The organism is Nocardia acididurans (genome assembly GCF_016741815.1).
In the GTDB taxonomy this organism is placed as follows: Bacteria; Actinomycetota; Actinomycetes; order Mycobacteriales; family Mycobacteriaceae; genus Nocardia; species Nocardia acididurans.
The window spans coordinates 72,952-92,534 of the sequence record NZ_JAERRJ010000004.1; the positions used below are offsets into that span (position 1 = coordinate 72,952).

Genomic DNA, 19,583 nt, shown 5'->3' on the forward strand with positions numbered 1-19,583 from the left:
GCTGGCCTCTTTCATCTCAAACCGCCTTTTCTTCGGCGGCGAGCCGGTCCAGACCCGAGCGGATGGCCGCGGCGGTGGCCTCGCGGTCGTGTGGGCGGCGCAGGACGAAACCCTTGGCGAAGGTGAGGGTGTCGCCCTGCTGCCGGGGGACCACGTGCAGGTGTACGTGATGGACGGTCTGGAAAGCGGCCTTGCCGTCATTGAGCACCAGGTTCGCGCCGTCGGCCCCGAGGTCACTGCGGCGCACGGCCTTGGCGAGCCGGTGCCCGAAGGCGAACAGTTGCGCACCGAGCGCGGGGTTGAGATCGTCCAGATCGGTGGCGTGCCACTTCGGGATGATCAGCGTGTGCCCCCGCGTGATGGGCCGGATGTCGAGAAACGCCAGGAGAATGTCGTCCTCGAAGATCTTGGTGGCGGGTGCGGTGCCCGCCACGATCCGGCAAAAGATACAGCCACTCACGCTGGTGAGATTACGGCGTACGAGTGATCCGCGACACCCCTGCGAAGCTGCGAGCGATCTCTACCAGCTCACACACCTACCGGTTAGTAGCGCACGCTGTCGTAGGTACTTGTGGCTGGTAGCACCCCTGCCCGAGCATGTGATTGTCCGATTTCTCGCCACACTGTGTGACCGGCATCTCCGCTATCCTCACCGCGGACCGGGTACAGTTGCGAGAATTCTCAGGAACTTACTCCAAAGTAAGTTCCGGGCTCACCACGAGAAGGAAGTTTGACAAGTGGACACAACGCAGAGCGCACAGACAGCTGCGCCCCGCGGTGCGCGCGTCGGCGTGGTTCGGGAGACGAACCCCGACGAACGACGTGTCGCATTGGTGCCGAAGATCATTCCGGCCCTGCGCAAGCAGGGCGTGGAGGTGATCATCGAGTCCGGTGCCGGTCTGGGCGCACTCATCCCCGATGAGCTGTATACCGAAGCGGGCGCCACCATCGGCGATCCGTGGAGCGCCGACGTCGTGGTGAAGGTCGCCCCGCCCAACGACTCCGAGATCGCGAAGCTGTCCTCCGGGCAGACGCTGATCGGATTCCTCGCGCCCCGCAACGCCGACAACAAGATCGGCGCGCTCAAGGACGCGGGCGTGCAGGCCTTTGCCGTGGAAGCGATTCCGCGCATCTCGCGCGCCCAGGTGATGGACGCGCTGTCCTCGCAGGCCAACGTGGCCGGCTACAAGGCCGTGCTGCTCGCCGCGTCGGAGTCCACTCGATTCTTCCCCATGCTGACCACCGCGGCCGGCACCGTGAAGCCCGCGACCGTGCTGGTGCTCGGCGTGGGTGTCGCGGGTCTGCAGGCGCTGGCCACCGCCAAGCGCCTGGGCGGGCGCACCACCGGCTACGACGTGCGACCCGAGGTCGCCGATCAGGTGCGATCCGTGGGTGCGCAGTGGCTGGACCTGGGCATCGACGCCGCCGGTGAGGGCGGGTACGCCCGCGAACTCACCGACGACGAGAAGGCCCAGCAGCAGCAGGCTCTGGAGAACGCCATCAAGGGATTCGATGTCGTGATCACCACGGCCCTCGTCCCCGGCCGCCCGGCCCCGCGCCTGGTCACCGCCGCCGCCGTCGAGGGCATGAAGCCCGGCAGCGTCATCGTGGACCTGGCCGGTGAGACCGGCGGCAACTGCGAGCTGACCGAACCGGGCAAAACCGTTGTGAAGCACGGGGTCACCATCACCTCGCCGCTCAACCTGCCCGCCACCATGCCGGAGCACGCGTCCGAGCTGTACTCCAAGAACATCGCGGCCCTGCTGGAACTGATGCTGAAAGACGGTGCGCTGGCACCGGATTTCGAGGATCAGGTGCTGGCCGACTCCTGCGTCACCCGTGAGAAGGAAGCCTGATGTACACGGAACTTCTTGCGAACATCGCGATCCTGGTGCTGTCCGGGTTCGTCGGATTCGCGGTCATCTCCAAGGTGCCCAACACGCTGCACACGCCACTCATGTCCGGCACCAACGCCATTCACGGCATCGTGGTGCTCGGCGCGCTCGTGGTCTTCGGCAAGATGGAGGATCCCTCGATCCTCATGCAGATCATCCTGTTCGTCGCCGTCGTCTTCGGAACGCTGAACGTCATCGGCGGTTTCGTGGTCACCGACCGCATGCTGGGCATGTTCAAGGCGAAGAAGCCTGCCGCACAAGAGAAGGCCGGTAAGTAAGCCATGGACAACCTGGTCAATATTCTCTACATCGTCGCCTTCGCGATGTTCATCTACGGTCTGATGGGCTTGACCGGCCCGAAGACCGCGGTGCGCGGCAACTGGATCGCCGCCGTCGGCATGGTGATCGCGGTCGTGGCGACGCTGATCTCGATTCGCGACACCTCCAACTGGATCATCATCGTCGCCGGCCTCGTTGTCGGTGTGGCCCTGGGTGTTCCGCCCGCCAAGTTCACCAAGATGACGGCCATGCCGCAGCTCGTCGCCGCGTTCAACGGCGTCGGCGGTGGCACCGTGGCGCTGATCGCGTGGGCCGAATTCCTGGACAGCGACGGGTTTTCCGCGCTGCACGAGCAGCCTTCGGTGCACATCGTCATCGGTTCGCTGTTCGCGGCCATCATCGGCTCGGTGTCGTTCTGGGGCTCGGTCATCGCGTTCCTGAAGCTGCAGGAGACCCTGCCCGGCCATCCGATCGGCATCGGCAAGCTGCAGCAGCCGCTGAACCTGCTGCTGCTCCTCGGCTCGATCGCCGCGGCCGTGGTCATCGGCATCGGCGCCTCCGGCGAGGGCGTGTCCCAGCTGTGGATGATCGGCCTGCTGGTGCTCGCGGGCATCCTCGGCCTGATGGTCGTGCTGCCCATCGGCGGCGCGGATATGCCCGTCGTCATCTCGCTGCTCAACGCGCTCACCGGTCTGTCCGCCGCCGCAGCCGGTTTGGCGCTCAACAACACCGCCATGATCGTGGCGGGCATGATCGTCGGCGCGTCCGGCACCATCCTCACCAACCTCATGGCCAAGGCCATGAACCGGTCCATCCCGGCCATCGTCGCCGGTGGATTCGGTGGCGGCGGAACCGCTCCCGGCGCTTCCGGCGGCGAGCAGAAACAGGCCAAGGCCACCTCGGCCGCGGATGCCGCGATCCAGATGGCCTACGCCAACCAGGTCATCGTGGTCCCCGGCTACGGCATGGCCGTCGCCCAGGCCCAGCACGCGGTCAAGGAGATGGCGGCGCTGCTCGAAGCCAAGGGCGTCGAGGTCAAGTACGCGATCCACCCCGTGGCGGGTCGTATGCCCGGCCACATGAACGTGCTGCTCGCCGAGGCCGAGGTGTCCTATGACGCCATGAAGGAAATGGACGACATCAACGGCGAATTCAGCCGCACCGATGTCGCCCTGGTCATCGGCGCCAACGACGTCACCAACCCGGCCGCCCGCGAGGACTCCTCGTCCCCCATCTACGGCATGCCGGTGCTCAACGTCGACCAGGCCAAGTCGGTCATCGTGCTCAAGCGCTCGATGAACTCCGGCTTCGCCGGTATCGACAACCCGCTGTTCTACGCCGACACCACCTCCATGCTGTTCGGCGACGCCAAGAAGTCCGTCGGTGCGGTCACCGAGGAACTCAAGGCGCTGTAAGGCATTCGCCTCCGGGCGAGTTCACGGCCCGTGCCCGCGAGGGGCACGGGCCGTTGCCGTTTCCGGCCTACGCTGAGGTATGGAGTCGATTCCGGAGTCCCTGCGCTACACGGACGGTCAGTACGTTCCCGAGCGGTTCCGGGGGATGCGGCGGACGCCTCGGCCGGAGGATGCCAAGCGGTTCGCCAGGATTGTCCATGCGGTGCACATGCCGTGGTTTCCGGTGTGGCAGCCGCGCGGGACGGGAGTGCTGACCACGCGGGGGCGCAAGAGCGGAGTGGCGCGGCACACGCCGGTGAAGGCGGCACGGGACGGGGATCGGGCCTTCCTGGTCTCGATAGGAGGCAAACAGGCCCAGTGGTACCGGAATCTGCGGGCCGATTCCCGAGTGCGATTGCAGTTGCCCTCCGAGAACGGCTGGCCGGGTGGGGTTTTCGAGGGAATCGCCCGCGAGCTACGCGATGACAACGAGCGAGCGGAAGCCTATGCGGCACTGTGCGAGCGGGTATATCCGTTCGACTGGGTGGAGAATCTCGCGCATCGGCGCGGCCTGCCCACCCGGGCCAAAATCGTTGAGCTGCATCGATCCTGGTTCGTATGCGGGCATCCACTGGTGATCGAACTGGGAGCCGCGCCGGTGAGCAGGCAGCGCTGGCCGTTCGTACCGCGCAATTTTTGACCTATAGGTCTAGAACGGTTAGAGTCGGCCGCATGGGCAGGCCGCGCAACTTCGAGACGGACGCCGTCGTGGAGTCCGCGATGGAATGCTTCTGGACCAACGGCTACGCCAACACCTCCCCCGCACAGCTCGCCGAGGCCACCGGCATCGGGAAGGGGAGTCTGTACAACACCTTCGGCAGCAAGCGCGAGCTGTTCGACCAGGCCATGACACGGTATGCCCGGCGCGGCGCGGCGGTGGCCGAGGAGGCGTTGAACCGACCCGGCGGCACCCGCGAATGCATTCGGGGATTCCTGCGTGAGCTCGTGGATATCGATGTCGCCCAACCGGTTCGCCGCGGCTGCCTGGCGGTGAACACCGCCGTGGAGATGGCCGGGCACGATCCCTCGGTCGCCCCGGCGCTGCACGCGGCGACCGAGCCGATCATCACCGCGCTGACCGCCCGGATAGACCAGGGGCGGCGCGACGGCGATGTCCGGGCCGATATCGACGCACGGGCACAGGCCGAGTTCCTGCTGAACACCATTGCCGGACTTCGGGTCATGGCCCGGACCACCGCGGACGTCGCGGTGCTGCACCGCATCATCGATACCGCCCTGACCACACTCTGACCTTCGAGGCCGCAGTGTCGCGGCCTTTTTCGCACCCTAGTTTTTGACCTGCAGTTCAAGAAAGGTAAACCCATGGATCTCGGACTGAACGGCAAGACCGCCCTCGTCACCGGAGCCAGCCGCGGCATCGGGCTCGCCATCGCCGAAACCCTGGCCGCCGAAGGCGTTCGGGTGGCCGGAGTCGCGCGGAACATCACATCGGAGCTCGAAAAGGTGTCCGTCGCAGCGATTTCCGCCGACCTCAGCACCGCCGACGGAACACGGACGGCCGTCGCGGCCGCACTGGCGGAACTCGGCGGACTCGACATCCTGATCAACAATGTCGGCGGCGGGGACATCGAACTGCTCGGCCTCGCCGGAGTATTGGAGACCGAGGACGAGCAGTGGCGAAATCTGTTCGACCTCAATCTGTTCGGAGTCGTCTCGACCACCCGGGCGGCACTGCCGAGTCTCATCGAGCGGCGAGGCGCGATCATCAACGTCTCCTCGATCAACGCGCACGCCCCGGCCACCGGGCCGGTCGGCTACAGCGAGGCCAAGGCGGCGCTCACCTCGTTCAGCAAGCGGCTCAGTGAAGAACTGGGGCCCAAGGGCGTTCGCGTGAACACGGTGTCGCCCGGCGTGACCGGGACCGACATCTGGCGCGGCGAGCGGAATCTGGGCGCGACCCTGGCCGCCGTCAGCGGCGTCGGGCACGCCGAGTTCCTGACCGCGCTGCCGGGGCAGTTCGGCATCGCCTCCGGGCGGATCTCCGAGGCGGCCGAGATCGCGGCGCTGGTGACCTTCCTGGCATCGGGGCTGGCTGGGAACATTGTCGGAGCCGATCTCGTCATCGACGGCGGCACGCTGAAGAGCGCCTGATCAGCTCGCGTGACCGGAACTCCTGGACGGTTCAGGCGAACAGGTCCAGGAGGGCCGGTGCGACGGAATCGGCTTGGGCGCGGCCGGCTTCGGCGGCCGGGGTGCGGGAGGTGGGGTCGAGGGGGTCGGTGCCGAAGGCGGCGAGGGATGCCTCGTCGGGGGTGATGAGTTCGACTCGTGAACCGGTGCTGCGCAATTCGGCGATCTGGTCGTCGAGGAAGGGGTCCACGAGTATGGCGAGGATCAGGACTCGGTCGTAGCCGGAGGCCAGGTCGGCGTTGACCGATGTGCGGACGCCGCCGTCGGTGTAGCGGGCCTCGCCGATGGTGACCGGCGGCCAGATGCCGGGGACGGCGCAGCTGGCGGCTACCGCGGTGACCAGGGGGACCTCGGAGGTGCGGTCGAAGATGCGGGGGATGCCGGAGTCGACGTCGACGGCGGTGATGCGCAGGGCGCGCTCCGGCCAGGTGTGCACCGGGAGACGACCCTCGATGATGGCGTATCTGGTTGCCTGCGGGACGGTTTCGGCTTCGCGGGCGAGGGCGCAGACGCGCTTGCGCTGTTCGGCCGGGTCCGCGCCGGAGGTGTAGATCTCCGCGAGGACGGGCCACAGGTCTGCGAAGGAGATGCCAGGCGGGACCATCTCGGGGTACTGGCGGGCCGGATCTGCTTGGCGGGCATACAGTTCCGTGACGGGCAGGCCGCTGCTCAGCTGTGCGGCGACCGTCGCGCCGGCCGAGGTGCCGATGACGACCTCGGCGTCGTTCACGTCGATTCCGGCGGCGGCCAGGCCCGCCACGATGCCCGTCTGCCAGGCGATTCCGGCGACGCCACCGCCACCGAGGACCAGTGCGGTATTCGCGATCATGGCGCCCATACTGCCACCGGCACAGGGGAATTCGGAGTCAGGTGGCCGAGTTTTCCGGCGGTTGCGGGGCGACGATGCGGCGGATGGCGTCCTTGACCCAGGCCCGCTGCTCCGCGGGATCGGGGTGACCGCCGAGGGTGAAGACGCGGAGCTGGGGGACGGCGAACGGGTAGTTGATCACCGACATGATGGACAGGAGGATCTGGCCGGGGGGCATATCGGAACGGATCAGGCCCTTGTCCTGAGCGACGGCAATCCAGTGGCGTTTCGCGGCATAGCGGGCGGCGCGGAGTTCACCGGCGGTGGGCTGATCGCCGAGTTCCAGGGCCTCCCACATGAGCAGGCGCAGCAGTTCGGGGTGTGCGCTGTGGTAGTCGATGTGCTCGTCGATCCACCGGTCCAGGTCTTCGATGGTGTCGGTGACGGCGTTGACCAGCTCGAGCATGGCGTGTTCGAGGACCTGGTGGAACAGCTGCTGCTTGTCGCCGAAGTAGGCGTAGATGAGCTGCTTGTTGGCCTTCGCGTTGCGGGCGATGCGGTCCACGCGGGCGCCGGCGATGCCGTATTCGGCGAATTCGGCGGTGGCGGCCTCGAAGATGCGGGCCCTCGTCGCGTCCGGATCCCTCGGTGACATGGGTCGATGGTATCCAACCAATTGGTTGACAAGGCGGGGAACGGCACGGGCCGTCGTCGGCTACAGGTACAGGCCGGTGCCGTGCTCGGGGCGCTCGTTGGCGATGGCGTGCAGGTCGCGTTCGCGCAGAACGTAGTAGGCGTGGCCCTGGACTTCGACCTCGTACTGGTCCTCGGCGCTGAACAGCACCTGGTCGCCGACGCCGACGGCGCGCACGTGGGAGCCGACGCCGCAGACCTCACCCCAGGACAGACGCTTGGCGACCTGGGCGGTCGCCGGAATCAGGATCCCCCCGCTACTGCGCCGTTCGCCCGCCTCCTGGTTGATACGAACCATGACGCGGTCGTGCAGCATTTGGATTTCAAGCTTGGGATCGGACACGGCGGCAGTGTACTGCGTGCTCACGAAGGTACTTTCTGGGGTGTGGACCCGTACCAACTCTCGGAACTCGCAGGGGCTTCGCCCCCGAACCCCCCGAACCTCGACTCCCTGCGCGCTCTGCTCCCGGACGGGATGGTGGTGACCGATCCGGACATCCTCGGCGCATACCGCCAGGACCGGGCATTCGATCCGGCTGCGGGAACCGCACTCGCACTGGTCCGGCCGACGACCACCGCACAGGTGTCGGCGGTGGTGCGGTGGGCACACGAGCATCGGGTTCCGATCGTTCCGCGCGGCGCCGGAACCGGACTGTCCGGAGGCTCGACCGCGCAGCACGGGGCGCTGGTGCTGAGCACCGAGAAGCTGCGCGACATCAGCGTCGACACCGTGACGCGGACCGCCGTGGTCCAGCCCGGACTGTTGAACGCCGAGGTCAAAAGGGCTGTCGCGGAACATGGTCTGTGGTATCCGCCGGATCCGTCCTCGTTCGAGATCTGCTCCATCGGCGGCAATGCCGCGACCAACGCCGGCGGGCTGTGCTGTGTGAAGTACGGGGTCACCACCGACTACGTACTCGGCATGGAGGTCGTGCTCGCGGACGGAACCGCGGTGCGGCTCGGCGGACCCAGACTCAAGGACGCGGCAGGGCTGTCGCTGACCAAGCTGTTCGTGGGCAGCGAGGGGACCCTCGGCATCATCACCGAACTCACGCTGCGGCTGCTGCCCGCGCAACCGCCGCAGTCGACCGTCGTGGCGACCTTCCCGACGCTGACCGCCGCCACCGACGCGATTCTCGCCATCACCGGTGCGCTGCGGCCGTCGATGCTGGAGTTCATGGACTCGGTGGCGATCAACGCCGTCGAGGACGAACTGCGCATGGGACTGGATCGCGAGGCCGCCGGGCTCCTGGTCGCGCGCTCCGACGCACCCGGCGAGCACGCCGGATACGAGGCCGACATCATGCTGGCCGCCTGCGAAAAGGCCGGAGCCACCGAGGCTTTCCGCACCGACGACGAAGAGGAGGGCGAAGCCTTCTGCGCCGCACGCCGATTCGCCATCCCGGCCGTGGAACGCAAAGGGCCGCTGCTGCTCGAGGATGTCGGCGTGCCGCTCCCCCGGCTCGGTGATCTCGTGAACGGCATCGCCGAGATCGCGCGGCATCGCGCGGTGCTGATCTCGGTCATCGCGCACGCGGGTGACGGCAACACCCATCCGCTCATCGTCCACGATCCGAACAATCCGGATGAGTCCGAGCGCGCGCACCTGGCCTTCGGCGAGATCATGGACCTCGCGATCAGCCTGGGCGGCACCATCACCGGTGAACACGGGGTCGGCCGCCTCAAGAAAGCCTGGCTCCCGGACCAGGTCGGACCCGACGTGATGGCGCTCACGCGCACGATCAAGAACGCCCTCGACCCGCACGGCATTCTCAATCCGGGCGCAGTGCTCTGACCCCTCCTCCGGTCCCCGATCCGGAACAAACCACCCACGCAACGGAGTTGACACGATCATGACTGCCAGGCTGGAACACAATGCCGACGCCACCCGCTACGAGATCTATCTCGACGACACGCTCGCGGGCTACGCCGACTACGCCGAGCGGATCGACGGTGACAAGAAGATCCGCGACATCCAGCACACGCTCACCTTCCCCGAGTTCCGGGGTCGCGGCGTCGCCGCACAGGTCGTCGAGTTCGCGTTGAACGACGCCCGCGCGGAAGGCTTCTCGATCATCCCCACCTGCTGGTACGTCGAGAAGTACATCGGGCAGCACCCCGAATACGCGGATCTGGTCGGCTAATTCGACTGCGGGCGGCGCGGATCGGTGCGCCGCCACACCAGGAACTGGCGGTCCGCGACGCTCACCATCGCCTCGACCACCTTGTCGCCGTCGAAGCCGGGCAGCGCCTGCAGCCGCGCCAGGAACGCGGTATCGGCCGCCGAATGCGGCACCACACAGCCCTTACCCGTCGCGCCGATCAAGACGAAGAACACATCGTCGGCGAACGGGCCGTCCGCCGTCGTGATGATCCGCACCTCCGCAAGCTCGTTCCACGCGACCTCCTCCACCCGTCCGTCGGCCAAGGTACGCCGGACGAAGGTGTCGGTGATTTCGACTCCGGCCATGGATACATGGTGCCCCTACCATGCCCGGCCGAACAGCCCTGAAATCCGGCCTTTCCCTGGGGAAGACACAAGAAAAAGCTCCGGCCGCCCGTGACGCCGTCCCAACCACGGCGCCCCGGCGACCGGAGCAATCATTCAGCTACTGAACGGATTCAGCGCAGGATCTGACGCGACATGACGACGCGCTGGATCTGGTTGGTGCCCTCGTAGATCTGAGTGATCTTGGCGTCACGCATCATTCGCTCCACCGGGAAGTCGGTGGTGTAGCCCGCGCCACCGAACAGCTGCACCGCGTTGGTGGTGACCTCCATGGCCACATCCGAGGCGAAGCACTTGGCGGCGGCGGAGATGAAGCCCAGGTTCTTCTCGCCACGCTCGGCGCGGGCGGCCGAGGTGTAGACCATGAGGCGGGCGGCCTCGATCTTCATGGCCATATCGGCCAGCATGAACTCGGTGTTCTGGAAGGACGCGATGGTCTTGCCGAACTGCTTGCGGTCCTTGGTGTAGGCGATCGCGGCGTCCAGGGCGCCCTGCGCGATGCCGACGGCCTGCGCGCCGATGGTCGGGCGGGTGTGGTCCAGGGTCTGCAGGGCGGTCTTGAAACCGGTGCCCGGCGCGCCAATGATGCGGTCACCCGGCACCCGGCAGTTCTCGAAGTACAGCTCCGCGGTGGGGGAACCCTTGATGCCGAGCTTGTGCTCCAGCGGGCCGACGACGAAGCCCTCGTCATCCTTGTGCACCATGAACGCGGAGATGCCGTTGGCGCCCTTCTCGGCGTCGGTCACGGCCATGACGGTGTACCAGTCGGACTTGCCGCCGTTGGTGATCCAGCACTTGGAGCCGTTGATGATCCAGTCGTCGCCGTCGGCCTTGGCGCGGGTGCGCATGGAGGCGGCGTCGGAGCCAGCCTCACGCTCGGACAGGGCGTAGGAGGCCATGCCGCCGTTCACGATGGTCGGCAGCACCTTCTGCTTGAGCTCCTCGGAGCCCTGCAGGATCAGGCCCATGGTGCCGAGCTTGTTCACGGCCGGGATCAGCGAGGAGGAACCGCACACGCGCGCGACCTCTTCGATGACGATGCAGGTGGCGACCGAATCCGCGCCCTGGCCGCCGTACGCCTCGGGCACGTGCACGGCGTTGAAGCCGGCGGCGTTGAGGGCGGTCAGCGCCTCCTCCGGGAAGCGCGACTTGCCGTCGACGTCCTTCGCGTACGGGGCGATCTCCTTCTCGGACAGGCCGCGGATGGCCTCGCGCAGCTCGTGGTGGAAGTCCTCGAGCTGGAACAGGGTGAAGTCGGGGTTGCCCGCCATGGGGGTTCTCTCCTGGTCGTCGGTGGGGATCGCCGCTGGTTGCCCAGCATCGCCAACTAGTCGGCACTCAGTGCCATTCGGAGCCAACTATACGCCGCAATATCGCAGCCACGTGCGCGTAATACCTCACAGATCAGTGGCACGCAGTGTCATCACAGACCCTGCGGCACCCTCACAGCGTATCGAGACGACGCGCCAGCAGGTCGGCGACCTGCCGGGCGGGCATATCGCGCGGGAAGACCGCGACAACCAAGTCGTCGGAGTCGGCGGGCGAACCGCCAGCACTCGAGCCGGCGGCACGGGGAATCGCGATCAGCGCCGCCCGAAGATCCGCAGGACTCGCGTCCGACTCGCCGCGCACCATGCGGCGCAGCAGATAGTTGTGCGTCGCGGTCACGGCCGCGGTGAACTGCACGAGCTCCAGATCCGCCCGCCCCCGCAGGCGGCTGCGAAGGAAATCGGTGAAAAGCCGCTCGTACCGAAAGACCGTGACGATCTCACGCTCACGCAGGGTAGGCACCTGACGCACCACGCCGTACCGGCGGGCGGCCAGCTCCCGCCACTGCGTGAACCGCTCGAACACCGCCACGACGGCCTCGATGACCGCCGCCCACGGATCCCCCTGCGCCGCATCGAGAAACTCCCGCGCCTGCGCCAGCTGAGATTCGTGATCGGCGAAGACCACATCCTCCTTCGACCGGAACTGCCGGAAGAAGGTACGCCGGGAAATCCCCGCCGCCTCCGCGATCTCCTCGACCGTCGTTGCCTCGTAACCCTTTTCGGCGAAGAGACGCAAAGCCTGGTCCACGACGGTCAACCGTCGCGCCGTCGCGGAGCTCATCCGCCTCTCCGCGTCTTCAGCGCCCGACTCGGTGCCGCCGGATTCCGCTCGCGTGGCGGCGGTCCTACGCCGCCCCGATTCTGGGCGTCCCCCAGGAGTTACCCCGAAGCTCACGAAATCAGTCGTTCCGTCAGCCGAGGAGTTTGTTGCGGAGGGCTTCGTCCTTCTCCAGGACCATGGTCTCCAGGTTGGCTTGGAATTGCTCCATGCGGGAACGCAATTCGGGGTCGGCGGTGGCGAGGATGCGGGCCGCGAGGAGGCCGGCGTTGCGGGCGCCGCCGATGGAGACGGTGGCGACGGGGACGCCCGCGGGCATCTGGACGATGGAGAGCAGGGAGTCCATGCCGTCGAGGTATTTCAGGGGCACGGGGACGCCGATGACGGGGAGCGGGGTGGCGGAGGCGACCATGCCGGGGAGGTGGGCGGCGCCGCCCGCGCCCGCGATGATGACCTTGATGCCGCGGTCGGCGGCGTTCACGGCGTAGTCGAGCATGCGCTGCGGGGTGCGGTGGGCGGAGACGACGCCCACCTCGAAGCGGATGCCGAATTCGGCGAGGGCTTCGGCGGCGGCCTCCATGGTCGGCCAGTCCGAGTCGGAGCCCATGATCAGGCCAACCTGTGCAGTGTCACCCATGGTGCGGATCCCATCCGTCGGTCCAAATGGCGTGCGACATCCAGTGGGCCGCGCGCTCTGCTTTCTCGCGGGTCTCGGCCACGTCCTCGCCGAGGATGTTGATGTGACCGATCTTGCGGTCGGGGCGCTCGCCCTTGCCGTACAGGTGCACCTTCGCGTCCGGGATGCGGGCGGCCAGGTGGTGCAGGCGCTCGTCCATGGACATCTCCGGAGCCTCGGGAGCGCCGAGGATATTGGCCATCACGGTGACCGGGGCCAGCGGGCGGGTGCTGCCCAGCGGGTAGTCGAGGACCGCGCGCAGATGCTGTTCGAACTGGCCGGTGCAGGCGCCGTCCATACCCCAGTGGCCGGAGTTGTGCGGGCGCATGGCGAGTTCGTTCACCAGCAGCTCACCGGAGTGGGTTTCGAAGAGCTCCACCGCCATCGCGCCGGTGACGCCGAGCTCGGAGGCCAGGCGCAGGGCGAGCGCACCGGCCTCGGTGGCGCGCGCCTCGGACAGCTCGGGGGCCGGGGCGATGACCACGGCGCACTGGCCGTTGCGCTGCACGGTCTCCACCACCGGCCAGGCGGCGGCCTGACCGAACGGGGAGCGCGCGACCATGGCGGAGAGCTCCCGCTTCAGATCCACCTTGGCCTCGGCGAGCAGCTGAACGCCGTGCGCCAGTTGGTCTTCCACGATGCGGGTGGTCTCGGCGGCGTCGGCGGGCATCCAGACGCCGCGGCCGTCGTAGCCGCCGCGCACGGCCTTCAGTACGAAGGGGAAACCGTGCTCGTCGCCGAAGGCGAGGGCGTCGGCCGGGCTCTCGACCGCCACGAACGCCGGGATCGGGACGCCCAGCTCGGCCAGCTTGTTGCGCATGGCCAGCTTGTCCTGGGCGAAGATCAGGGCGCGCGGCGGCGGCTGCACGTTCACGCCCTCGGCGATGAGCGCCTCGAGCAGTTCGGTGGGCACACCCTCGTGATCGAAGGTCAGCGCATGTGAGCCGACGGCGGCTTTGCGCAAGGCGGTCAGATCGTTGTGGCTGCCGAACACCACGTCCGGGGTCACCTGGGCGGCCGGATCGTCGGGGTGCTCGGCCAGCACCCGCAGCCGCTGCCCCAGGGCGATCGCCGCCTGGTGGGTCATACGCGCCAGCTGGCCGCCACCGATCATGGTGACGGTGGGCATCGCGGAGGAATCGAAGGAACGGGCGCTCACGTTGGTCAATGTTGTCATGGCATGGACCGGGTACTGCCGTCCGGGTTGCTCGAGGTCCGCGCGGGCGACGTAGACTCGGCTGGTGTCATTCGTCGACAAAGTGGTAAACGGCCTGCCTGCACCGATGCGGGCCCTCGCAGACCGGCATTACGAACTGATCAAGTTCGCGATTGTCGGCGCGACCACGTTCGTCATCGATATCGGGATTTTCTACCTGCTGAAGTGGACAGTTCTCGATACCAAGCCAACCGTCGCCCGCGTGATGTCCGGTGTGATCGCCGTCATCGTGTCCTACATCCTCAACCGGGAATGGACCTTCGACAAACGCGGCGGACGCGAGAAGCACCACGAGGCGCTGCTGTTCTTCGCGGTCAGCGGCATCGGCGTGCTGCTGGCCAGCCTGCCGCTGTGGTTCTCCAACAATGTGCTCGACCTGAAGCAGCCGCATGTGAGCTTCACGGTGGAGAACATCTCCGACTTCTTCAGCGCGTTCATCATCGGCAATCTGCTGCAGATGGCATTCCGGTTCTACGCCATGCGCAAATGGGTGTTTCCGGACGAAATGAAGGAACTGCAGGACGAATTCGAGGATCTCATCAACGAAGAGCAACTCGGACACTCGTAGGCAACCCCCCAGCTCTCGGGGCAATGCCAATTGCGGCCCGGAACCTGAAGGTTCCGGGCCGCAAACGTTTTCGTGAGATTTTGTGGAGGATTCGCGGCGAAACTCTCATTTCGGGCGAGGTGAGAGGGTGATCGTCAACCGCACCCCGCCCAGCGGACTGTCGCCGATCTCCGCCGCACCACCGTGCAGGCGGGCCTGCTGCGCGATCAGAGCGAGGCCCAGGCCACTGCCGGGGGCCGGGCTGGCCCGGTAGAAACGGTCGAAAACCCTGGCGCGGTCGGCTTCCGGGATACCGGTGCCGTCGTCGTCGACGGTGAGGGTGATGGCGTCGCCCACCTGGTACGCGGCGATCTCCACACGGGTGGCGGACCCGTGCCGGACCGCATTGGTGATCGCGTTGTCGACCACGGAACGGAGCCCGGCGACCAAACCGCGCAGGCGAATCGGCTCGACCTGCTCGTCGGTGATGGTCACCGCCGGGTGGGCACGGCGGGCGTCGTCCACCACCTGGTCGATGAGCTGACCCAGATCGAGGTCCTCCCAATCGGATTCGGTGGTCAGATCGCCCACGGCCAGACGCTCCAGCGCGGCCAGGGTGGTCTCCACCGTGCCCTGCGCGGCCAGGACATCGTCGAGGATCTCCGCGCGATCGGCATCCGAGAGCGGCATCGTGCGCAGCACCTGCAGATCCGTGCGCATGGAGGTGAGCGGCGTGCGCAGTTCGTGCGCGGCGGTCGCTGCGAAATCCCTTGCGGTGACCAGCGCTTCACTGGTGTGCCGGCGTTCGGCGGCGATCCGGCCGAGCATGGTGTTCATGGCATCGGTGAGTTCGGCGGTCTCACTCGCGCCCACCCGATCCTGCCGCTCCAAGGCGAGCCGATCCCCCAGCCCCGCCGTCGCCGTGGTGAGCCTGCGCAGCGGCGCGACCGCGCGATTCGCGAAATACCAGCCCAGCACCGCGGCCAGCGCCACCGCCGCCACGCCGATGGCGACGATCCGGGTGCGCTGGGTGGCCGTGGAATCCGACACCACACTGCTGGGCACCGCCACCACCACCATATCCCGCCCGTCCACCGGCATAGTACGCGCGAAATCCATTGTGGGCGCGGTAATCCCGGAACCTTCCGGCGACACCGTGGCATTCGGCCCGGCCGCCACCGTGGGCGGCACGGACCCGGAGACCGGGGCGGACTCCGAAGGCACCGCAGGTGTGGCCGGAGCGGACTCCGAAGGCACCGCAGGCGTGGCCGGGGCGGATTCGGCGGGCACCGCGGGCGCCGCCCGAATGATCGTGCGCGAACCATCGAACTCGGGTGGGAAGACCGGCACGGCCGGTGCCCCGGGCTCACCCGGCTCGTCGATGCGAGTGATGGCCAGTGCACTGACCACGCGCCCGGCCTGACGCTCCGCTTCGGGCTGCGCGATCGCGAACAGCACCGCACCCATGGCCGTCACCACCACCGCCGCCGTCAACGCACTGGCGAGCGCGACCCGGGTGCGCAGCGAGATCGGCCGGAGCGAGCTGAACCGAATCCTCCTCGGCCGCAGCGGGATCCGCCGCCTCACCGGAACGCCCTGCCCGAGCGGACCAGGTTCGACCGTCCGCCGACCGTGATCGACAGCGTGGCGAGCGACAGCACACCAACCACGCCGAACGACAGCATGGCGAGCGATCCGATCGTCAGCAGCGCGGTGAGCGATCCGATCGACCTGCCGTTCCCCGTGTGGGGGCGGGATATGCCTGTGGCACCGCAGAATCCGGGCGACCGGCTCGAGCAGGCGGTCGCCGTCATGCGTCCTCCCGGAGTACGAAGCCGACGCCGCGCACCGTGTGGACCAGGCGCGGGCAGCCGGTGGATTCGATCTTGCGGCGGAGGTAGGAGACGAACACGTCGACCACCTTTGTCTGGGTTTCGAAGTCGTAGCCCCACACTCGATCCAGGAGCTGGGCGCGGGTGAAGACCTGGCCGGGGGCCGCGGAAAGCGCTGCTAGCAAGTCGAATTCGCGTTTGGTCAGGTCGAGCAGGGTGTCGTTGGCGTAGGCGCGGCGGGCCGTGGGGTGGATGGTGAGCGGGCCCACTTTGATCAGGTCGGCGGCCGCGCCGTGGACGGGGGCGGGGGCGCGGCGCAGCATGGCGCGCAGGCGGGCGACGAGCTCGCCGAGGTCGAAGGGTTTGGTGAGGTAGTCGTCCGCGCCCGCCTCCAGCGCGCCGATCCGGTCGGTGACCTCCGAGCGGGCGCTCAGTACGCAGATCGGGATGTCGTTGCCGAACGAGCGCAGCGCGGTGACCACGCCGACGCCGTCCAGCTGCGGCATGTTGAGGTCGAGGACCATGGCCTGCGGGGCGCTCGCGGCGATGCGCTGCAGGGCGGACGCGCCGTCCGTCGCGGTCTCCACCTCGAATCCGGACAGCCGCAGGCCGCGCGTCACCGCCGTCAGCACCCTGGCGTCGTCGTCCACAATCAGAATCCGGGGACTCGTCACGGACACGAGGCTAGGGGAGGCTCCTGAGAATTCACGGCAGCTGCTCCGGACTGCCGCATCGGCCCGGCTGCTCCCCGAGGGGCCGGGAGCAGCCGGGTCGCGCACAGCCTCGGGGGCCGCGAGGATCAGCCCGCACTCCCGGTGGACGGGCGCGCCGGAACGATCACCTGCGCCGGGACGTGCGGGGTGTCCGGGTCGACGATGATGGTGCGGCCCGGCTCAGCGGGCTGCCCCGGCCGTGTCGGAAGTGCGGGCAGCGCCGGCACGCCGGGCACGTCGCGCAGGTCGCCCCGGCGCACCGTCACATTGCCGTCCTCGTCCCTGGTCACCAGGACCGAATCCGGGTGGGCGACATCGTCCGCCTGAACGGCCGCACCCGAGTCCACCGGCGACGCTCCGGCCACGGCGGGCGCGGCGAGCAGGCCCATCGCGGCGACACCGGCCAGCCCGCCCGCCACCACGGCCCGCTTCCCGAAACCGCGCCCGGTACCGGCCGAGCGGCGAATCGTGAACTTGCGCATGAGTTCTCCTTCGTCTCGTCGACGACTGCTTCGTCGATCTCTGCGGAACGAGTTCGAAGGTAGGGAGCCAATACTCAGCGGCCGCTAACGAACGGTTAGGGAATCGATAGAACGCGCACTGCACTGACTCCGATCAGCGGGGTTCGGTCGCCATGTCGCCGACCGGGCGAGCCGCGCCCGGAGCGCCGAGGAAGACGGCGAACAGGGCGGGGCGGCGGCGTTGGAGTTCGAGGCGGCCGCCGTCGGCCTCGACCAGGGCGCGGGCCAGGGCGAGGCCGACGCCGGTGGAACCGCCCGCGGAGAAGCCGCGGTCGAAGATGTGGGGGGCCATTTCGTCGCGGACGCCGTCGCCCTCGTCGGCCACCTCGACACAGACCAGCGGGTCGCGGCCGCCGCGGCCGCCGGTGACCGTGCGGACCGAGACCGTGCAGGTGCCGCCGCCGTGCATGAGGGCGTTGTCCACCAGCACCGCGACTGCCTCACGGAGGCGGGAGCCGGTGATGGGGGCCTTGAGGGTGGGGTCACCGAGCAGCACGAGCTTGCGCCCGGCCTCCGCGAAGGGGTGCCGCCATTCGGCGACCACGCCGCGCAGTTCGGCTACCACCGGCACCGGGTCGCGGTCGTCCGCGCCTTCGTCGCGGGAGGCGCGGACCAGCTCGTCGATGGCGCCGGTGAGCCGATCCACCTGTGCCATGGCCTCTTCCGCCTCGTGCACCACCTCCGGATCGGTGTGCGTGGACAATTCGTCCAGGCGCAGGCGCACGGCCGTGAGACGGCTGCGCAGCTGATGGGAGACATCGGCGACCAGGGCGTGCTCGCGTTGCAGTCGGCCCGCGATTTCGACTGTGGCGGAATCCAATACGTCCGAGACGCGGTCCAGTTCGGTGATGCCGTGCCGGCGTGGGTCGGCGCGGAAGTCACCCATGGCCAGCCGGGCGGCGCGCGCCGCCACATCGCGCAGCGGGTCGGCCACCCGGCGCGCGGTCACCACGGCCACCGCGATGCCCGCGCCCAGTGAGATGAGCACCAGCCCCACCACCGCGCCCAGCGCCTGCCGCTGCATCGAATGCATCGGCGCGGCAGGCGTTTCCAGGCGTAGCGAACCCGAGGTGCCCATGGCGAGGGATTCCACCAGCGGGTCGGTCACCGATTCCGCCCCGATGTCCAGGCGCGAGGCATTGTCCTGCGGGGTCGGGTACACGATGGTGAGCCGCCCGCCCGCCGGGATCAGCGGCCGCACCGAGCGCAGATCCAGCGCGCCGTGCACCAGCCCGTCGCCGCGCTCCTGCGCCACCACCTCCACCGCGATCCGGTCCAGGCGGTTGCGCAGTTCGTTGCGGGAGATGTCCTCCACCCACTGCCAGGCCGTGAAGGCCAGTGGCACACCGAGAACCAGTGTCGTGAGGGTCAGTGCGGCCACCATCGACAGCAGGATTCTGCGTCTCATCGTCGAGATGCCTCGCTTCGCTGGACCTTCGGGACGGATGCGCCTGGGGCGCGGCGCATGGAGCAACAACACGGGCGGAACGCGGGATCGACGCTAATCGGTGTTGAAGCGGAAGCCTACGCCGCGCACCGTGACGATCCGGCGCTCCGCCACCGGGCCCTCGTCGCCGATCTTGCGGCGCAGCCAGGACATGTGCATGTCGAGGGTTTTGGAGCCGCGCAGGTCGGCGTCACCCCACACCTCGCGCAGGATGGTCTCGCGCGACACCACCTGCCCGGCGCGGTCGATGAGCACCTTGAGCAGCTCGTACTCCTTGTTGGCGAGGTTCACCTCGACCCCGTTCACGAGCACCCGCCGCGCCTGCGGTTCCAGCCGGATACCGCCGACCTCCACCACGTCGTCACCGATTCCGCTGCGCCGCAACAGGGCTCGCACCCGGGCGAGCAGTTCGGCGAGCCGGAAGGGCTTGCCCACGTAGTCGTCCGCGCCGGCGTCGAGGCCCACCACGAAATCCACCTCGTCGGTGCGCGCGGTGAGCATGAGCACGGCCAGATCAGCGCCCCGGGCGCGCACCTGGCGGCACACCTCGAGCCCGTCCATCCCGGGCAGGCCGAGATCCAGGATGAGCAGGTCGTGGCCGCCTTCGAGGGCGCGTTCGAGTACGGCGGGACCGTAGCTCTCCACGGTCACCGAATAGCCCTCGCGCCCCAGCGCTCGCGACAGCGGCGCGGCGATAGCCTCGTCGTCTTCAGCCAGCAATACGGCGGTCACG

At 68.1% G+C, this 19,583-nt stretch carries 23 protein-coding genes and 1 pseudogene; 9 read left to right on the forward strand and 15 right to left on the reverse strand.

Features of this window, described 5'->3' with window-relative positions; all coding sequences use genetic code 11:
• Window positions 1-16 precede the first annotated feature (16 nt).
• A complete protein-coding gene (locus JK358_RS11085; protein WP_201946449.1) occupies window positions 17-460 on the reverse strand; it encodes an HIT family protein in 444 nt (147 codons plus the stop codon).
• A gap of 277 nt (window positions 461-737) precedes the next feature.
• Between JK358_RS11085 and JK358_RS11090 the strand changes: the two genes are divergently transcribed.
• The 6 genes from JK358_RS11090 to JK358_RS11115 all read left to right on the forward strand — a co-directional run bounded on the left by JK358_RS11090 (window position 738) and on the right by JK358_RS11115 (window position 5,740).
• Window positions 738-1,856 (forward strand): Re/Si-specific NAD(P)(+) transhydrogenase subunit alpha, encoded by a 1,119-nt coding sequence (locus tag JK358_RS11090; RefSeq protein ID WP_201946451.1) that lies wholly within the window; start codon window positions 738-740, stop codon window positions 1,854-1,856.
• Complete coding sequence (locus JK358_RS11095) at window positions 1,856-2,173, forward strand: NAD(P) transhydrogenase subunit alpha part 2 (protein ID WP_201946454.1); 318 nt, start codon at window positions 1,856-1,858, stop codon at window positions 2,171-2,173. Before JK358_RS11090 ends, JK358_RS11095 begins: the two co-directional genes overlap by 1 nt.
• Window positions 2,174-2,176: 3 nt before the next feature.
• Window positions 2,177-3,589 (forward strand): NAD(P)(+) transhydrogenase (Re/Si-specific) subunit beta, encoded by a 1,413-nt coding sequence (locus tag JK358_RS11100; RefSeq protein ID WP_201946456.1) that lies wholly within the window; start codon window positions 2,177-2,179, stop codon window positions 3,587-3,589.
• A gap of 79 nt (window positions 3,590-3,668) precedes the next feature.
• A complete protein-coding gene (locus tag JK358_RS11105; protein ID WP_232851142.1) occupies window positions 3,669-4,268 on the forward strand; it encodes a nitroreductase family deazaflavin-dependent oxidoreductase in 600 nt (199 codons plus the stop codon).
• Between the two features lie 32 nt (window positions 4,269-4,300).
• Window positions 4,301-4,879 (forward strand): TetR/AcrR family transcriptional regulator, encoded by a 579-nt coding sequence (locus tag JK358_RS11110; RefSeq protein WP_201946459.1) that lies wholly within the window; start codon window positions 4,301-4,303, stop codon window positions 4,877-4,879.
• 72 nt (window positions 4,880-4,951) lie between these two features.
• Window positions 4,952-5,740 (forward strand): SDR family NAD(P)-dependent oxidoreductase, encoded by a 789-nt coding sequence (locus JK358_RS11115; RefSeq protein WP_201946461.1) that lies wholly within the window; start codon window positions 4,952-4,954, stop codon window positions 5,738-5,740.
• A gap of 31 nt (window positions 5,741-5,771) precedes the next feature.
• On the opposite strand, the gene JK358_RS11120 is transcribed toward JK358_RS11115, so the two are convergent.
• Genes JK358_RS11120 through JK358_RS11130 form a run of 3 tightly spaced genes read right to left on the reverse strand, consistent with a single transcriptional unit; the run spans window position 5,772 to window position 7,623 of the window.
• On the reverse strand, window positions 5,772-6,608 hold the full coding sequence (locus JK358_RS11120) for a patatin-like phospholipase family protein (RefSeq protein WP_201946463.1): 837 nt from the start codon (window positions 6,606-6,608) through the stop codon (window positions 5,772-5,774).
• 37 nt (window positions 6,609-6,645) lie between these two features.
• Complete coding sequence (locus JK358_RS11125) at window positions 6,646-7,242, reverse strand: TetR/AcrR family transcriptional regulator (protein ID WP_201946466.1); 597 nt, start codon at window positions 7,240-7,242, stop codon at window positions 6,646-6,648.
• Between the two features lie 60 nt (window positions 7,243-7,302).
• A complete protein-coding gene (locus JK358_RS11130; protein ID WP_307817460.1) occupies window positions 7,303-7,623 on the reverse strand; it encodes a GroES family chaperonin in 321 nt (106 codons plus the stop codon).
• Window positions 7,624-7,755: 132 nt separating this feature from the next.
• Here JK358_RS11130 and JK358_RS11135 point away from each other — a divergent pair, with 132 nt between their 5' ends.
• Both JK358_RS11135 and JK358_RS11140 read left to right on the forward strand, forming a co-directional pair.
• The gene (locus JK358_RS11135) at window positions 7,756-9,075 is read left to right on the forward strand and encodes an FAD-binding oxidoreductase (RefSeq protein ID WP_201947260.1); all 1,320 of its coding nucleotides are present in this window, start codon (window positions 7,756-7,758) and stop codon (window positions 9,073-9,075) included.
• 58 nt (window positions 9,076-9,133) lie between these two features.
• Entirely contained in the window at window positions 9,134-9,424 is a 291-nt protein-coding gene (locus JK358_RS11140) for a GNAT family N-acetyltransferase (RefSeq protein WP_201946469.1), read from the forward strand.
• Here JK358_RS11140 and JK358_RS11145 read toward each other — a convergent pair.
• The 5 genes from JK358_RS11145 to JK358_RS11165 all read right to left on the reverse strand — a co-directional run bounded on the left by JK358_RS11145 (window position 9,421) and on the right by JK358_RS11165 (window position 13,751).
• On the reverse strand, window positions 9,421-9,750 hold the full coding sequence (locus tag JK358_RS11145; RefSeq protein WP_201946472.1) for a hypothetical protein: 330 nt from the start codon (window positions 9,748-9,750) through the stop codon (window positions 9,421-9,423). The two genes, JK358_RS11140 and JK358_RS11145, sit on opposite strands and share 4 nt — an antisense overlap.
• Window positions 9,751-9,902: 152 nt before the next feature.
• Window positions 9,903-11,060, reverse strand: coding sequence for an acyl-CoA dehydrogenase (locus JK358_RS11150; RefSeq protein ID WP_201946474.1), 1,158 nt, complete (start codon window positions 11,058-11,060; stop codon window positions 9,903-9,905).
• 172 nt (window positions 11,061-11,232) lie between these two features.
• Window positions 11,233-11,901: a TetR family transcriptional regulator gene (locus tag JK358_RS11155; RefSeq protein WP_201946476.1), complete on the reverse strand. Its 669-nt coding sequence runs from the start codon at window positions 11,899-11,901 to the stop codon at window positions 11,233-11,235.
• A gap of 130 nt (window positions 11,902-12,031) precedes the next feature.
• Window positions 12,032-12,535, reverse strand: a complete 504-nt coding sequence (purE, locus tag JK358_RS11160; RefSeq protein ID WP_201946479.1) for a 5-(carboxyamino)imidazole ribonucleotide mutase — start codon at window positions 12,533-12,535, stop codon at window positions 12,032-12,034.
• On the reverse strand, window positions 12,528-13,751 hold the full coding sequence (locus tag JK358_RS11165) for a 5-(carboxyamino)imidazole ribonucleotide synthase (protein WP_201946481.1): 1,224 nt from the start codon (window positions 13,749-13,751) through the stop codon (window positions 12,528-12,530). Before JK358_RS11165 ends, purE begins: the two co-directional genes overlap by 8 nt.
• A gap of 64 nt (window positions 13,752-13,815) precedes the next feature.
• Here JK358_RS11165 and JK358_RS11170 point away from each other — a divergent pair.
• Window positions 13,816-14,340, forward strand: a pseudogene (locus JK358_RS11170) (GtrA family protein); the annotation flags it as partial.
• A 123-nt stretch (window positions 14,341-14,463) separates the two neighbouring features.
• On the opposite strand, the gene JK358_RS40315 reads toward JK358_RS11170, so the two are convergent.
• The 6 genes from JK358_RS40315 to JK358_RS11200 all read right to left on the reverse strand — a co-directional run bounded on the left by JK358_RS40315 (window position 14,464) and on the right by JK358_RS11200 (window position 19,582).
• Window positions 14,464-15,924, reverse strand: coding sequence for a sensor histidine kinase (locus JK358_RS40315; protein WP_201946485.1), 1,461 nt, complete (start codon window positions 15,922-15,924; stop codon window positions 14,464-14,466).
• Window positions 15,921-16,151: a hypothetical protein gene (locus tag JK358_RS11180; protein WP_201946487.1), complete on the reverse strand. Its 231-nt coding sequence runs from the start codon at window positions 16,149-16,151 to the stop codon at window positions 15,921-15,923. The genes JK358_RS40315 and JK358_RS11180 overlap by 4 nt, the downstream gene beginning before the upstream one ends.
• Window positions 16,148-16,849 (reverse strand): response regulator transcription factor, encoded by a 702-nt coding sequence (locus JK358_RS11185; RefSeq protein WP_307817461.1) that lies wholly within the window; start codon window positions 16,847-16,849, stop codon window positions 16,148-16,150. The genes JK358_RS11180 and JK358_RS11185 overlap by 4 nt, the downstream gene beginning before the upstream one ends.
• A 119-nt stretch (window positions 16,850-16,968) precedes the next feature.
• Complete coding sequence (locus JK358_RS11190) at window positions 16,969-17,364, reverse strand: hypothetical protein (protein WP_201946491.1); 396 nt, start codon at window positions 17,362-17,364, stop codon at window positions 16,969-16,971.
• 133 nt (window positions 17,365-17,497) lie between these two features.
• Complete coding sequence (locus JK358_RS11195) at window positions 17,498-18,811, reverse strand: sensor histidine kinase (RefSeq protein WP_201946494.1); 1,314 nt, start codon at window positions 18,809-18,811, stop codon at window positions 17,498-17,500.
• 93 nt (window positions 18,812-18,904) lie between these two features.
• Complete coding sequence (locus JK358_RS11200; protein ID WP_181583235.1) at window positions 18,905-19,582, reverse strand: response regulator transcription factor; 678 nt, start codon at window positions 19,580-19,582, stop codon at window positions 18,905-18,907.
• Between the last annotated feature and the right edge of the window lies 1 nt (window position 19,583).

Excerpts from the sequence above, each read along its gene's own strand:
- JK358_RS11095 (WP_201946454.1), top strand. The coding sequence starts at position 1,856 with ATGTACACGGAACTTCTTGCGAACATCGCGATCCTGGTGCTGTCCGGG.
- JK358_RS11100 (WP_201946456.1), top strand. The coding sequence starts at position 2,177 with ATGGACAACCTGGTCAATATTCTCTACATCGTCGCCTTCGCGATGTTC.
- JK358_RS11105 (WP_232851142.1), top strand. The coding sequence starts at position 3,669 with ATGGAGTCGATTCCGGAGTCCCTGCGCTACACGGACGGTCAGTACGTT.
- JK358_RS11110 (WP_201946459.1), top strand. The coding sequence starts at position 4,301 with ATGGGCAGGCCGCGCAACTTCGAGACGGACGCCGTCGTGGAGTCCGCG.
- JK358_RS11115 (WP_201946461.1), top strand. The coding sequence starts at position 4,952 with ATGGATCTCGGACTGAACGGCAAGACCGCCCTCGTCACCGGAGCCAGC.
- JK358_RS11120 (WP_201946463.1), bottom strand. The coding sequence starts at position 6,608 with ATGATCGCGAATACCGCACTGGTCCTCGGTGGCGGTGGCGTCGCCGGA.
- JK358_RS11125 (WP_201946466.1), bottom strand. The coding sequence starts at position 7,242 with ATGTCACCGAGGGATCCGGACGCGACGAGGGCCCGCATCTTCGAGGCC.
- JK358_RS11135 (WP_201947260.1), top strand. The coding sequence starts at position 7,756 with ATGGTGGTGACCGATCCGGACATCCTCGGCGCATACCGCCAGGACCGG.
- JK358_RS11140 (WP_201946469.1), top strand. The coding sequence starts at position 9,134 with ATGACTGCCAGGCTGGAACACAATGCCGACGCCACCCGCTACGAGATC.
- JK358_RS11145 (WP_201946472.1), bottom strand. The coding sequence starts at position 9,750 with ATGGCCGGAGTCGAAATCACCGACACCTTCGTCCGGCGTACCTTGGCC.
- JK358_RS11150 (WP_201946474.1), bottom strand. The coding sequence starts at position 11,060 with ATGGCGGGCAACCCCGACTTCACCCTGTTCCAGCTCGAGGACTTCCAC.
- JK358_RS11155 (WP_201946476.1), bottom strand. The coding sequence starts at position 11,901 with ATGAGCTCCGCGACGGCGCGACGGTTGACCGTCGTGGACCAGGCTTTG.
- purE (WP_201946479.1), bottom strand. The coding sequence starts at position 12,535 with ATGGGTGACACTGCACAGGTTGGCCTGATCATGGGCTCCGACTCGGAC.
- JK358_RS11165 (WP_201946481.1), bottom strand. The coding sequence starts at position 13,751 with ATGACAACATTGACCAACGTGAGCGCCCGTTCCTTCGATTCCTCCGCG.
- JK358_RS11180 (WP_201946487.1), bottom strand. The coding sequence starts at position 16,151 with ATGACGGCGACCGCCTGCTCGAGCCGGTCGCCCGGATTCTGCGGTGCC.
- JK358_RS11190 (WP_201946491.1), bottom strand. The coding sequence starts at position 17,364 with ATGCGCAAGTTCACGATTCGCCGCTCGGCCGGTACCGGGCGCGGTTTC.
- JK358_RS11195 (WP_201946494.1), bottom strand. The coding sequence starts at position 18,811 with ATGAGACGCAGAATCCTGCTGTCGATGGTGGCCGCACTGACCCTCACG.